We start from the raw sequence: 12,766 nt of genomic DNA on the forward strand, positions 1-12,766 counted from the left end.
AGGAATCTATGTTAATGATAAATGGACTTGCGTGTTTACTCATTATTACCTCTCTTTGCGTAATTATGGTTCGAACCGCCAAAAAAGCTGCGTTATTTTACAGTTTGCAATCATTGGTATTGGTATTACTGTTTGTTTATCTTGCTAATGAAATGCAAGCCCACGAACTTTACATGTGGTCAATTAGCGCATTTATTACTAAAGTGGTTTTGGTGCCAGCAATTTTAATCTATGCGATGAAAAAAGTTGATGAAAGTCAAACTCCAGCTGGAATAAATGTCGCTTGGTTGATCCCGATCACAGCAGTGATAGTTACATTGTGCTACTTTGTTGTTATCCCAATCGATTTACCGTTGGTTGCTCATCTTAAACCGGCATTATCAGTGTCATTAAGTCACTTTTTATTAGGTTTAGTATGCATTGTTAGCCAACGCAATATCGTAAAACAAGTATTCGGTTATTGTTTGATGGAAAACGGTTCTCATCTCACATTAGCCTTATTGGCAAATAAAGCACCTGAGTTAGTGGAAATCGGAATTGCCACAGATGCTATCTTTGCCGTCATCATAATGGTGGTGTTGGTAAACAAAATTTACCGTACATTCCATTCATTAGATGCAAAACAACTTATGAGTTTGAAGGGGTAACGCTATGTATGAACAATGGATAATCGCGTTATTAATCGCACCTTTAGCAATATCACTTGCCAGTTTCGCTTGTAGCGTGACAAAAGCACGGACAATTTGTACCGCACTTCATGTTACAGGTTTGATTTTGATGTTAGCATTTGCCTTACAAGTTATTAATGGCGTGCTAACTCAGGGGGAAATCAGTGCATTAAATAACTGGGTTTACATCGACAGTCTATCTGCTATTTTCTTAGGTCTTATCGCTATTGTCGGAACATTAGCCGGTATTTATTCTATCGGCTACATTGGTACGGAATATTGTGAAGGACATCTTGATTTGAAAACATATTGCAATTATTACGGCTTTTTGCATTTGTTTTTCTTCACCATGATTATTTCTGTGATCACCAATAATGTGATTTTGATGTGGGCAGCCATTGAAGCCACCACATTAAGTTCTGCATTTTTGGTCGGCACATACAAACAAAAAACCTCTCTTGAGGCAGCATGGAAATACATCATTATTTGTTCAGTTGGGGTGGCGTTTGGATTGTATGGCACAATTTTAACGTTCTCTAATGGAACAAATCTTTTAGCAGATCCAAGCCAAGCTATTTTCTGGACAGAAATCAATCAACAGGCAGCGGGTTTGAATCCAATGCTCATGTATCTTGCTTTCGCCTTTATTTTGGTTGGGTTTGGTACTAAATGCGGTCTATTTCCAATGCATACTTGGTTGTCTGATGCACACAGTGAGGCACCAAGTCCAGTGAGTGCGATTCTATCTGCTGTATTATTGAATTGTGCCATGTTGGTGGTATTGCGTTATTACATCTTAGTTTCTAAAGCAGTCGGTTCTACATACCCGCAAACCTTATTGTTGGTATTTGGTTTACTCTCTGTATTAGTGGCGGCGTTGTTTATTATCGTCCAATTCGACATCAAACGTTTATTGGCATATTCCAGTATTGAAAACATGGGGTTAATTAGCTTTGCCTTTGGTTTAGGTGGCCCAATCGGTGTATTTGCGGGTTTATTACATACCATCAACCATAGTTTAGCGAAAACCTTGTTATTCTGTGCTTCAGGTAACATATTATTAAAATATAAAACCCGTGATATGAACCAAGTACGTGGTTTATGGCGTGTCGCACCAATGACGGCGGTGTTATTTGCCGGTGGTGCGTTAGCACTAGGTGGTATCCCACCATTTAACGTGTTCGTCAGTGAATTTAGTATTGCTGTTGCCGGTATTTACGCAGGTAAAACTTGGTTAATGGTGTTCTGTTTAATTTTACTCACTATCGTGTTAGCTGGATTGTCTTTAATGGTATTAAAAACCGTATTAGGCAAACAACCGGATAATGTTGAAGTGGGGGATGTGAACAAAGTTTCACTCGTGGCGATGGCAATTTTATTGTTATTCATGTTTATTATGGGTATTCATATTGCCGAACCAATTTTGCAGTTATTAAAAAGTGCGGTCGGAATTGTACTCGGATCTGAACAAGTGTCTTTTGGTGAAATGTTAGTTTTACCTTGGCAAAGTTTAGCGCAATGATCGACAGGAGGGATAAATATATGGAATTAACTAAAAATACATCAGTCGATCCAGCCAAAATGATTGGCAAAAATTACATTGAAGCAGTCAATGCAAAATTTCCAAATACCATTTTGGATGAGGAGTGGTCAACACCAAATCAGGTTACACTTACCATTAAAACCAATATGTTACCTGATGTTGTTGAATACCTTTATTATCAACATGAAGGTTGGTTACCTTTGGTATTCGGGAATGATGAGCGTTCAATTCATGGCAACTATGCAGTGTACTACGTGCTTTCCATGGAAGGGGAAGTGAAAACTTTTATCACCATTAAAGCCTTAGTTGATCCTGTGAGCTTAGAATTTCCGTCAGTGACACCAAAAGTCAAAGCAGCTGTTTGGGGCGAACGTGAATTATTCGATATGTATGGTTTGAAAGCCGTTGGTTTACCTGACCAACGTCGCTTAGTGTTGCCAGATGATTGGCCGGATGATCTTTATCCATTACGTAAAGACTCAATGGACTATCGTTTACGTCCCGATCCGACAACCGCGACAGAAACATACGAATTTATTAACGAAAAAGGCGAAGCACGTATTGTTCCACTAGGCCCGTTACATATCACTTCGGATGAACCAGGACATTTCCGTTTATTCGTGGATGGGGAAGATATCATTGATGCGGACTATCGTTTGTTCTATGTGCACCGTGGTATGGAGAAATTGGCGGAAACCCGTATGGATTACGACCAAGTTAACTTCCTTGCTGACCGTGTGTGTGGAATTTGTGGTTTCACACATAGTGTGGCCTATGCTAATTCCGTAGAAAGCGCTTTGGGGATTCAAATTCCAAAACGTGCTGAATGGATCCGTGCGATTTTGTTAGAAGTAGAACGTTTACACAGTCACTTATTAAACTTAGGTCTATCTAGCCACTTTACCGGCTTTGATACCGGCTTTATGCAATTCTTCCGTGTTCGTGAGAAATCCATGACCTTGGCTGAAGTGCTAACTGGTGCACGTAAAACCTATGGTATTAACCTTATCGGTGGTGTGCGTCGCGACATGTTGAAACATCAACGTGAGCAATGTATCAAGCTTATCGGTGAAATGCGTGAAGAACTCAAAACCTTAACCGATATTTTATTAAATACACCGAATATGGAACAACGTACGGTCGGCGTTGGTGTCTTGGCAAAAGATATCGCTCGTGACTTCAGCCCGGTTGGTCCAATGATTCGTGGTTCTGGCTTTGCGCGTGATGTGCGTAAAGTACACCCATTCTCCGGTTATGGCGATATCCCTTTCAATCTCTTCACTGAAGCAAATGGTGATGTATTATCTCGTGTGAAAGTGCGGATTAATGAAGTGTTTGAGTCTATGAATATCATTGATTACATGGTGGACAATTTGCCGAGTGGTGAAATCTTAAAAGAAGGTTTCAATTATACGCCAGGACGTTTTGCTTTAGGGATTACGGAAGCGCCACGTGGTGAGGATATTCACTGGTCAATGCTAGGCGACAACCAAAAACTTTTCCGTTGGCGTTGTCGTGCTGCCACTTATGCTAACTGGCCAACCTTGCGCTATATGTTGCGTGGCAACACTGTGTCTGATGCGCCACTTATTATTGGTAGTCTTGACCCTTGCTATTCTTGTACCGACCGTGTCACCGTGGTGGATGTACGTAAACGCAAAGCGAAAACCGTGGATTATAAAGAGATTGAACGCTACGGTATCGAACGTAAAAATTCACCATTGAAATAGGGGAGGCGGAAAATGTTTAAATTACTAAAAACGGTATTTAAAGCCGGTGATGTTACCACCAAATATCCGTTCAAACCTTATGAAGTTGATGATGATTTTAGAGGAAAACCGGAACTCAATTCTGATCAATGTATAGTCTGCGCGGCTTGTACCATTGCCTGTCCAGCCAATGCGTTGACCATGAGAACGGATCCGGTGACAGGCGAACGTACCTGGTCATTATTCCTTGGTCGTTGTATTTTCTGTGGACGTTGCGAAGAAGTTTGCCCAACCAAAGCCATTCGCTTATCACAAGACTTTGAATTATCAGTGACCAATAAACAGGATCTTTTCCAAGAAACCACCTTTTCTACAGTGAGCTGTCAAGAGTGTGGTAAACCGTTTATCTCTTATAAAGAGCTGAATTACACCATTGATTTATTCAAACAAACTTTGGATAAACCAGAATTAGTGAAACAAAAATTGGCGGAGTTGCATACTTGTCCGGTTTGTAAACGTCAGCACAGCTTAGAAAAAACCGCGAATATGGAATCCAACATGCGGATGAAATTAATCGACTTTAAAGAGCCGGTTCGCTTGAATTTCAAAAAAGCACTCGAACAACGAGAACAAAGTGCGGTTGATGTACCTAACGTTTTAGCAGGAGGCGAAAGACGATGAACACACAAATTCCAATGCCGGTCAATGGCATATCAACACCGTTTAGTATTGATGAAAATATTGCCAAAATGAAACAAACGTTGCTGAAAGATATTCAACGTTCAGCTTACGTTTATCGTGTGGACTGCGGCGGTTGTAATGGGTGTGAAATCGAAATTTTCAGTACCATTACGCCAACATTCGATGCAGAACGTTTTGGTATTAAAGTGGTCGCTTCACCTCGTCATGCAGACATTTTATTATTCACCGGTGCGGTTACCCGTGCGATGCGCACACCAGCAATGCGTGCTTACCAAGCTGCGCCCGATCCTAAAATCTGTATTTCTTATGGTGCTTGCGGTTGCGGCGGCGGTATTTTCCACGATCTTTATTGCGTTTGGGGCGGTAGTGATCAAATTGTACCAATTGATGTGTACATCCCTGGCTGTCCTCCAACTCCAGCAGCGACCATTTATGGATTCGCAGTAGCACTTGGTTTGCTTGATCAAAAACTCAAAGGTAAACAAGAAAAAGCTGATCCTAACGCAGAAGCTAAATTGCGTTTCCCAACCATTCCGTTAGATTTGCGTATTAGTCTTGAACGTGAAGCACGTCGTCTTGCCGGTTATCGTCAAGGCGGCAACATCGCTAACCAATTTATGGCAATGATGACAGAAAATGATAAAGTGCCATTTGGTGTACGTTTAGGTGAATACCTAGAACGCGAAGCTGATCCGCGTTTAAGCGAAATCGTCAATCGTTTGCATGCGATTAGTATGCCGTTTTCGGGATAATTAATGATGGGGCAAGTGATTGCCCCTATAAAAATGGGAATGTTATGACAACGAAAGTCTTTTTCTATTTATTAAACGAGCGTTTCGTCGAAAATGATGAACAAGTGCCAGAGCAAGCAAAACAGGTGATGTATTACTCTTTGGCGATTGGTCACCATGTTGGCGTAATTGATTGTTTTAAAAAATTACTGGTTTGTGACTACGATGCTTATCAACGTTTTGTAGATAGCTTTCCAGAAGGGGATGCTAAACGTAAATTTTCCGGCTTAATGCGATTCGGTGAAATAGTGATTGATTCTAGCCATGTCAATTTATTGGCGAAAGCGATGGATGAAAACAAAGCCAATTTCACCCCAGAACATCAAGAGTGGGTCGAAATCCTCATGGATACGTTAGCATCAATTCAGCGTGAACCTGTGATGTATATTATGGTGAAACGTCGTGACGAATAATGTGATCTTAACCGTTGGCAACAGTATGATGGGGGATGACGGTGCGGGTCCTTATCTCTATCAGTTATTAAGTGAAAATCCATTGCCAAATTGGACCGCACTTGACGGCGGCTCAGCCCCCGAAAATGTTGCGCATATTGTGCGAGATATGAAACCCGATCTGCTTTTGATTTTTGATGCGGCTGATATGGAATTAGCACCGGGTAAAATCCGAATCATTGAAAAAGAGAGCATTGCGGAAATGTTTTTTATGAGCACGCATAATATGCCGCTCAATTACCTTATCGAGCAACTGGAACAAGATATTAAGCAAATTGTCTTCGTTGGTCTTCAACCGGATCTTGTTTCTTTTGGCTTTCCGATGACAGACGGCGTAAAAGAGTCTGTGCAATTTATGTATGATTTTTTAAAAGAGGGAAGATCGCTTGAAGAGATTCCTGTTTTGTAGAAAAAGTGAGGGGGATTTTCTAAACATATTTTAAAAATATTACGAAAACCTGTTTTATATCAATAAATCCATGTTTTTTGTAAGACTATGAACTGATTTTGGGTGTAATATATACCCAGAATTAATTATTCTAATTCTATCTCTAACCTCGTGTTGTATTAAAATAAGGACGTTACTATGGCTATTAAAAAAGTAATTACCGTATGTCCGTATTGTGCCTCAGGTTGTAAAATCCATCTTTTGGTGGAAAACAACAAAATTGTGGGTGCTGAAGGTGCAAACGGAAAAACAAACGAAGGGGAGTTATGCCTAAAAGGATATTATGGCTGGGATTTTGTGCATGACACAAAAATCCTGACTCCTCGCCTAACTCAACCGATGATCCGCTACAAACGTGGCGAACCATTCACACCAGTGAGCTGGGAAGAAGCGATTTCTTACACAGCAAAACGTCTTAGTGAAATCAAAGAAAAGTACGGTAACGAATCAATTATGGTAACGGGTTCTTCCCGTGGACCAGGTAACGAAGTGAACTTCGTGATGCAAAAATTCGCCCGTGCGGTATTAGGAAATAACAACATTGACTGTTGTGCGCGCGTGTGACACGGCCCTTCTGTAACAGGTCTGCTCAAATCGGTCGGTAACGGCGCAATGTCCAACTCAATTGTTGAGATTGAAGATACCAAATGCGTATTTATTTTTGGCTATAATGCCTCCACTTCACACCCTATTGTGGCGCGTCGGATTAACCACGCCAAAGCAAAAGGGGCGAAAGTCATTGTTTGTGACCCTCGTAAAATCGAAACAGCCCGTATTGCGGATATTTATGCACCGCTTGCTAACGGGTCTAACGTCGCATTCTTGAATGCGATGATGAATGTGATTTTGGAAGAAGGGTTACAAGATCAAAAATTTATTGATGAACACACCGAAAACTTCGATGCGTTCTATGAAACCGTGAAAGCTTATACACCGGAATCCACTCAACACATCACAGGTATTGAGCCTGAAATGTTGCGTGAAATTGCCCGCACTTATGCAAAAGCGGAAACCGCTACTATCTTATGGGGTATGGGCGTTTGCCAATTCCGTCAAGGTGTAGAAACCGTGCGTGCATTAGCAAGCTTGGCAATGCTTACCGGTAACTTAGGTAAACCAAATGTTGGGGTAAACCCAGTGCGTGGACAAAACAACGTACAGGGTGCGTGCGATATGGGCGCGTTATTCAACACATTACCAGGCTATCAAAGTTTTGCTGATCCAGAAATTAATGCAAAATTTGCGAAAGCTTGGGGCGTGCCATCTATTCCAACCAAACCAGGTGTGCCGTTGAGTGAAGTACCTAAAGCGATCATGGAAGATAAAATTAAAGCATTCTATATTATGGGTGAAGATACATTACAAACTGAGCCTGATATTAATGCTGTTAAAAAAGCCTTCGAGAAAGTTGAACTTCTTATCGTTCAAGATATCTTCATGACTCAAACAGCCGCAGAAGCAGATATTTTATTACCTGCGACTTCTTGTGCTGAACATGAAGGTGTGTATAGTGCCGCTGACCGCGGTTTCCAACGTTTCTATAAAGCCGTTGAGCCAACTGGCGATGTCAAGGATGACTGGGTAATCATTAGCGAACTTGCTACAGCAATGGGCTACCCAATGCACTATAACAATACCAAAGAAATTTGGGATGAACTTCGTTCACTTTGCCCAATTTACAAAGGGGCAACCTACGAAAAAATGGAAGGCATGGGTTATATCCAATGGCCATGTACTGATGAGGGCCCTGAAGATCAAGGTACAACATACTTGTATAAAGGCCAAATCTTCGACCGTCCAAACGGCAAAGCTGAGTTCTTTGCTTGCGACTGGGAACCACCAATGGAAGATCTCTCTGAAGAATTCCCATTGATACTTTCTACAGTACGTGAAGTTGGTCACTATTCTTGCCGTTCAATGACCGGTAACTGCCGTGCACTTGCGGCACTTGCGGATGAACCGGGATTCGTACAAATGAACGATCAAGACGCCAAAGAGTTGGGTATTAAAAACAACGACTTGGTTTGGATTGCTTCTTCTCGTGGTAGAGTTATTTCTCGTGCAGATGTGAGCACTCGTACAAACAAAGGCGCTTGTTATATGACCTATCAATGGTGGATCGGTAAATGTAACGAATTAACCGCTGAACATTTGAACCCGGGTTCTAGAACACCGGAATACAAATACAGTGCGGTTCGTATTGATAAAATCGAAGACCAAGCCTGGGCTGAACGCTATGTGGTAACTGAATACGCGAAATTAAAAAATCGTTTAAAAGAAACCGCACTTGTGGCTTGATTAGCGTTATAAATAGATTACGGGCGAACTTAATGGTTCGCCCGTTTTTTATTGAATTATTTTCTTACGCATTATGAATGCATTTAGCCATCATTATCTGTGGCTAAAGACAAACAGGAATCCGCAAGTGTTTCACTAAAGCGTAAATCATGCGAGGCAATAAGCATTGGCAACTGTAATTCGCGTAAAAGTGCGGTCAGTTTGGCAATATTTTTTACATCCAGTCCATTGGTTGGTTCATCTAACAGCAATACTTTTGGCTGCATCGCCAGAACACCGGCTAGCGCAGTAAAATTCTGTTCACCGCCAGATAAGGTATTTACTGAGCGATCTTTTAACCTAACAATATTCAGACGTTCTAGTTGCTGTAATGCAATTTGATAGGCTTCATTTCTGTTCAAGCCCTGATTAAGTGGACCAAACGCCACATCATCAAGTACGGTTGGACCAAAAAGTTGATCGCCCGCGTGTTGGAAACAGATGCCGACCTTTCCACGTAGTGGTACAAAATCTTTTTCTTGGCGGCAGGTGTTGTCGAACCAGCTAATTTCTCCTTGTTGGTATGGGATAAAGCCTAATAGACAGTGTAATAGGGTTGATTTCCCACAACCAATATCACCTTGTAAAAAAAGGCGATGACCTTCAGGGAGTTCAAAAGAAAGGTTATCAATAATCATGCGTTGGTCGCGCATGATCTGTAATTGTTTGACTTCGAGGACGTTCATCAAGATTTATCCTGTGTTTTTTTAATATCATTCAGTTGAAAGCCACGTGCTTTTAGCGCCATTTCTGTTTTTTCTGCTTTAACGAGTGCATGAATTAATAATAATGCCACACGTTGTGAGGCAATGAATAAGGTTCTACCGTTAAGTTTTGGCTGATATCCGCGTGCGCGCATCGCCATATCCATTTTTTTATGTACATCACCAAGTACAGAAATATAACGCACGGTCAGAACGAATAGGTGAAGTAGTTTTTCAGGCAATGGCAAACGACACAATGCTTGCAATAAAAGGCTCTCGTTCATATCAATTAACAAGAGGCGAGTTAAGCTTAAAATTAAATTGAAACGTAGCGTGATGAGTAGCGCGAGCTGAATACCCATTGGATTCAATGCTAAGCCTTGTTCAGTGATTTTCCAACTTAAGGTCAACCAAACAAGCAAAGTAAAGAAATTCAGTTTCAACCAATATTTAAAATAATCGGCGAGGGATTTTTGATATCGAATTAGCGTAATAAGTAACCCGCTGAATACGATCAGATTAAGGATAATAAGCATTGAAATATGTGTCATTGTGCTGACGATAAGTCCACACAAAAACACATAAATTAATCGCAAGTGCGGTTGAAAAATAGCAAGAAAATTCATTTCACCACACTGAGCGCTGTTGGATACATTTTGTTTAACAATAAGACCACCCCGACGCTGACGATACTGTCGATAATAAACACAGGAATATGTGATATTACCAGCAGCATGATCAGATCGCTGTAAGCTTTACCACCATCTAGAGCCAAGACTAAAGAGGCGAGCAAGGCTGAACCGCCAACGCCGATCACGCCAGCACCAATACCTGCAGTAATTTGAGTTCGACGGGAATTGTCATGCTCAAGTCTTTTTGCAAATAGCCAATGTACAAGAAGGGCAGGTAATGCCATTACGCATAAATTGACGCCTAATACAGCAAATCCACCGAAGGAAAAGAGCAGGGCTTGTAGGACTAATGCGATTAAAAAGGCAGGGAAAACGGCCCAGCCAAGAAATAGGCCGGCCATGCCGTTTAAGATGAGATGCACGCTACCAATGCCTACCGGTACATGAATGGTTCCAGCAACAAAAAAAGCAGCGGCAAACAATGCTGTTAGCGGTAATTGCTGCGAATTGAGTCGTTTAAGACCAATCATTACGCAGACTAATGCGACAGCTGCACCACCAAGCAATACGGGTGTATGCAACACACCTTCCGATAAATGCATATTATCTTTCCTTAGCCTTAGATTGCGACGCACGCGTCATCTTTGAGGCTCTAATCAATGCCCATAAGCCAAAAATACCAACAATATAGCCGATACCGCCAATAATATCGTGCAGGTAAATTTTGTCTTTTAATTTAGAAATATCTTCGCGGACCAACATCAATGCATTGTCACTATTATTAGTGGTTTGCGCAGATACTCTGTTGGCAACAATTGAGGCTCGATGTCCTTCTTCACCTTCTATCACTACTTTAATGGCACCTTCGGTAGTGGTATTGATCGGATAGGCAAATTGCCCATTGCGATCCGTTTTACCTTCCAATAGAGGGGAGTCCTGGCCAGCTTGCAAAATCTCCATATAGGTTTCTGCTGCTGGGGTCATATCGGAATAATAGGCTTTGCCAGAAACTGTGCGTCCATCATATTGTGCAAATACATGCAAACTATGAGCCAATGCTGATGGTGCGCACAGCCAGGTGAAAAGTGCGGTTAAAAATACAACTCTTTTCATTATTTCGCGTCAAAAGTTAGCATATATTCAACACTACGTTTGTTATAGTCAGGATTGTCTTTAACCGGTTCATCAAATTCAGCCCAGACTTTGTTATAGCCCACTTTAGGGGTGAATTGTGCAATACCTTTTTCATTGGTTAAGTTGAATGGGTGATCTTCGCCTAAACCCACTTTGATGCCTTGCACTGGTTTACCTTTTACTAACACGAGAATATCGAGTGGTTGTCCCGCTTTCGGTTCACTTTGTGGGATCAATTCATAATCCATGTTGTGTGATTTATTTGCTTGCGCATCCCAGTGTAAAATCGCTTTGCCAAATTTGACTGGATTAACACTAAGCACAGCATCAGGGGCCTGCTGTTTGGTTTTTTCGACATATTTACCGCTTGGCAATTTTGACCAAACGCCATTATCAAAGCGAATAAATGCGATGGCTGCATCAGGGGCAGCAAAGTGTGCTTCGCCTTCTTTAAAGTTTACTGTGGCATTTTGCAATTGGCCTTTAGCATCAAGTAGGCGTACCGCTTTTAATTTGCTTTGAGGATAGGTTTCAGTCTCCTCATGACCAAATTTAACCACATATTGCCCTTTTACATCCTTAACGGGCTCCAACCAAACATTATGTGCATTAGCGAGTGAAGCACCGAATAGTGCAGTGATAAGTAATGCTGTTTTTTTCATGGAAGTTCTCCTTTTCTAACATGTGAATACTGTGATAAAGTATAAAATATGAAGTAACTTCAGAGTCAAGTGTAATTTTTAAAAAATGAAAATTGGTCAGCTAGCCAACATTGTTGGCTGTACGGTGGAAGCTGTACGTTTCTATGAAAAACAAGGATTGATCGAACCAGCCAAGCGAACAAGTGGTAATTTTCGCGTTTATACGGAAGAGCATTTGAAACAACTTTCTTTTATTTGCTATTGCCGCAGTTTGGATATTTCACTGAAAGAAATCAAAATGTTGCTCAATCCTCAATGTGCCACTCAAGAGCAGGAAAGGGAAATTAATGAGTTGCTAGATCGACATATTCGAGAAGTATCAAAACGGATCCATGAATTGGCTCACTTGAGAATTCGCTTAATTCAGCTCAAAGGCAAATGTAGCCAGTTTGAACAAAATAATGATTTTATGAATACTTTATTGCAACATAGCGGCATTAATTTTGTGCCACTAAAATGATTTCTTGTACGAGTACCAGTAAAATTTTTCAAACAACGTTTAAATATCGAACAACGAAACACAGAAATGCTGAAAATAAACATCAAAAAAGAGTAAAATTGGAACAGACTGCTTTTTTATTTTAAGGAGAAAATCATGCATGAGATGTCTCTCTGTCAGAATATTATGGAAATTATTGATCAACAACAGAAAAAGCATGAAATCCATGAAGTGACAGATATTTGGCTAGAAATTGGGGCACTGTCTTGTGTCGAGCAAAGTGCGGTAGAATTTTGCTTTGAAATTATGCGCAAAGATACCGTTGCTGAAAACTGTCAGTTACATTTTATTCATTTACCTGCGATTGCATGGTGCTGGCAATGTCAAAAGGAAGTTGAGATTGAAGCCTATCAAGATTGCTGTCCACATTGTCACAGTGCATGTTTACAACGTCGAAGTGGCACCGAATTTAGAGTGAAAGAAATTGCCGTAAAATAGCAAGACGT

The 12,766-nt window shown here is 41.0% G+C and carries 15 protein-coding genes; 10 read left to right on the forward strand and 5 right to left on the reverse strand.

Going from position 1 to position 12,766, the window contains the following annotated elements; translation table 11 throughout:
• Window positions 1–8 precede the first annotated feature (8 nt).
• The 8 genes from hyfE to fdhF all read left to right on the forward strand — a co-directional run bounded on the left by hyfE (window position 9) and on the right by fdhF (window position 8,611).
• Entirely contained in the window at window positions 9–647 is a 639-nt protein-coding gene (gene hyfE / locus DPV85_RS07755) for a hydrogenase 4 membrane subunit (RefSeq protein WP_111327628.1), read from the forward strand.
• A gap of 4 nt (window positions 648–651) precedes the next feature.
• Window positions 652–2,190, forward strand: a complete 1,539-nt coding sequence (locus tag DPV85_RS07760; RefSeq protein ID WP_111327629.1) for a hydrogenase 4 subunit F — start codon at window positions 652–654, stop codon at window positions 2,188–2,190.
• Window positions 2,191–2,210: 20 nt separating this feature from the next.
• The gene (locus DPV85_RS07765; RefSeq protein ID WP_049365604.1) at window positions 2,211–3,941 is read left to right on the forward strand and encodes a hydrogenase large subunit; all 1,731 of its coding nucleotides are present in this window, start codon (window positions 2,211–2,213) and stop codon (window positions 3,939–3,941) included.
• A 12-nt stretch (window positions 3,942–3,953) separates the two neighbouring features.
• A complete protein-coding gene (locus DPV85_RS07770; protein WP_111327630.1) occupies window positions 3,954–4,601 on the forward strand; it encodes a formate hydrogenlyase complex iron-sulfur subunit in 648 nt (215 codons plus the stop codon).
• Window positions 4,598–5,374: an NADH-quinone oxidoreductase subunit B family protein gene (locus DPV85_RS07775; RefSeq protein ID WP_070590791.1), complete on the forward strand. Its 777-nt coding sequence runs from the start codon at window positions 4,598–4,600 to the stop codon at window positions 5,372–5,374. The genes DPV85_RS07770 and DPV85_RS07775 overlap by 4 nt, the downstream gene beginning before the upstream one ends.
• Window positions 5,375–5,418: 44 nt before the next feature.
• On the forward strand, window positions 5,419–5,826 hold the full coding sequence (locus tag DPV85_RS07780) for a formate hydrogenlyase maturation HycH family protein (protein ID WP_070590789.1): 408 nt from the start codon (window positions 5,419–5,421) through the stop codon (window positions 5,824–5,826).
• Window positions 5,816–6,274, forward strand: a complete 459-nt coding sequence (gene hycI / locus DPV85_RS07785) for a hydrogenase maturation peptidase HycI (RefSeq protein ID WP_083304333.1) — start codon at window positions 5,816–5,818, stop codon at window positions 6,272–6,274. Before DPV85_RS07780 ends, hycI begins: the two co-directional genes overlap by 11 nt.
• Window positions 6,275–6,451: 177 nt before the next feature.
• Window positions 6,452–8,611, forward strand: coding sequence for a formate dehydrogenase subunit alpha (fdhF, locus tag DPV85_RS07790; protein WP_243584677.1), 2,160 nt, complete (start codon window positions 6,452–6,454; stop codon window positions 8,609–8,611).
• Between the two features lie 83 nt (window positions 8,612–8,694).
• Here fdhF and DPV85_RS07795 read toward each other — a convergent pair whose 3' ends face one another.
• The 5 genes from DPV85_RS07795 to DPV85_RS07815 are packed head-to-tail and all read right to left on the reverse strand — an operon-like array spanning window position 8,695 to window position 11,782.
• Window positions 8,695–9,336, reverse strand: a complete 642-nt coding sequence (locus DPV85_RS07795) for an energy-coupling factor ABC transporter ATP-binding protein (protein WP_070590783.1) — start codon at window positions 9,334–9,336, stop codon at window positions 8,695–8,697.
• A complete protein-coding gene (locus tag DPV85_RS07800) occupies window positions 9,336–9,980 on the reverse strand; it encodes an energy-coupling factor transporter transmembrane component T family protein (protein ID WP_070590779.1) in 645 nt (214 codons plus the stop codon). Before DPV85_RS07800 ends, DPV85_RS07795 begins: the two co-directional genes overlap by 1 nt.
• Window positions 9,977–10,588 carry a cobalt transporter CbiM gene (cbiM, locus tag DPV85_RS07805; protein ID WP_111327631.1) on the reverse strand — a complete coding sequence of 204 codons (612 nt, stop codon included), beginning with the start codon at window positions 10,586–10,588 and terminating at the stop codon, window positions 9,977–9,979. Before cbiM ends, DPV85_RS07800 begins: the two co-directional genes overlap by 4 nt.
• Window position 10,589: 1 nt before the next feature.
• Window positions 10,590–11,099 (reverse strand): HI_1622 family ECF transport-associated protein, encoded by a 510-nt coding sequence (locus tag DPV85_RS07810; RefSeq protein ID WP_111327632.1) that lies wholly within the window; start codon window positions 11,097–11,099, stop codon window positions 10,590–10,592.
• Window positions 11,099–11,782 carry a DUF4198 domain-containing protein gene (locus DPV85_RS07815; RefSeq protein ID WP_111327633.1) on the reverse strand — a complete coding sequence of 228 codons (684 nt, stop codon included), beginning with the start codon at window positions 11,780–11,782 and terminating at the stop codon, window positions 11,099–11,101. Before DPV85_RS07815 ends, DPV85_RS07810 begins: the two co-directional genes overlap by 1 nt.
• 85 nt (window positions 11,783–11,867) lie before the next feature.
• Between DPV85_RS07815 and DPV85_RS07820 the strand changes: the two genes are divergently transcribed.
• Both DPV85_RS07820 and hypA read left to right on the forward strand, forming a co-directional pair.
• Window positions 11,868–12,281, forward strand: a complete 414-nt coding sequence (locus DPV85_RS07820) for a MerR family transcriptional regulator (protein WP_111327634.1) — start codon at window positions 11,868–11,870, stop codon at window positions 12,279–12,281.
• 135 nt (window positions 12,282–12,416) lie between these two features.
• The gene (gene hypA, locus DPV85_RS07825; protein ID WP_049367967.1) at window positions 12,417–12,758 is read left to right on the forward strand and encodes a hydrogenase maturation nickel metallochaperone HypA; all 342 of its coding nucleotides are present in this window, start codon (window positions 12,417–12,419) and stop codon (window positions 12,756–12,758) included.
• Window positions 12,759–12,766: the final 8 nt, after the last annotated feature.

Origin of the sequence: Haemophilus parainfluenzae, assembly GCF_003252725.1 — a bacterium.
Classification (GTDB): domain Bacteria; phylum Pseudomonadota; class Gammaproteobacteria; order Enterobacterales; family Pasteurellaceae; genus Haemophilus_D; species Haemophilus_D parainfluenzae_L.

Bases quoted from the DNA above. Each gene is read 5' to 3' on its own strand.
- DPV85_RS07760 (WP_111327629.1), top strand. From the start codon at position 652: ATGTATGAACAATGGATAATCGCGTTATTAATCGCACCTTTAGCAATA.
- DPV85_RS07800 (WP_070590779.1), bottom strand. From the start codon at position 9,980: ATGAATTTTCTTGCTATTTTTCAACCGCACTTGCGATTAATTTATGTG.
- DPV85_RS07770 (WP_111327630.1), top strand. From the start codon at position 3,954: ATGTTTAAATTACTAAAAACGGTATTTAAAGCCGGTGATGTTACCACC.
- hypA (WP_049367967.1), top strand. From the start codon at position 12,417: ATGCATGAGATGTCTCTCTGTCAGAATATTATGGAAATTATTGATCAA.
- DPV85_RS07775 (WP_070590791.1), top strand. From the start codon at position 4,598: ATGAACACACAAATTCCAATGCCGGTCAATGGCATATCAACACCGTTT.
- hyfE (WP_111327628.1), top strand. From the start codon at position 9: ATGTTAATGATAAATGGACTTGCGTGTTTACTCATTATTACCTCTCTT.
- DPV85_RS07810 (WP_111327632.1), bottom strand. From the start codon at position 11,099: ATGAAAAGAGTTGTATTTTTAACCGCACTTTTCACCTGGCTGTGCGCA.
- DPV85_RS07815 (WP_111327633.1), bottom strand. From the start codon at position 11,782: ATGAAAAAAACAGCATTACTTATCACTGCACTATTCGGTGCTTCACTC.
- DPV85_RS07765 (WP_049365604.1), top strand. From the start codon at position 2,211: ATGGAATTAACTAAAAATACATCAGTCGATCCAGCCAAAATGATTGGC.
- DPV85_RS07795 (WP_070590783.1), bottom strand. From the start codon at position 9,336: ATGAACGTCCTCGAAGTCAAACAATTACAGATCATGCGCGACCAACGC.
- DPV85_RS07820 (WP_111327634.1), top strand. From the start codon at position 11,868: ATGAAAATTGGTCAGCTAGCCAACATTGTTGGCTGTACGGTGGAAGCT.
- DPV85_RS07780 (WP_070590789.1), top strand. From the start codon at position 5,419: ATGACAACGAAAGTCTTTTTCTATTTATTAAACGAGCGTTTCGTCGAA.
- cbiM (WP_111327631.1), bottom strand. From the start codon at position 10,588: ATGCATTTATCGGAAGGTGTGTTGCATACACCCGTATTGCTTGGTGGT.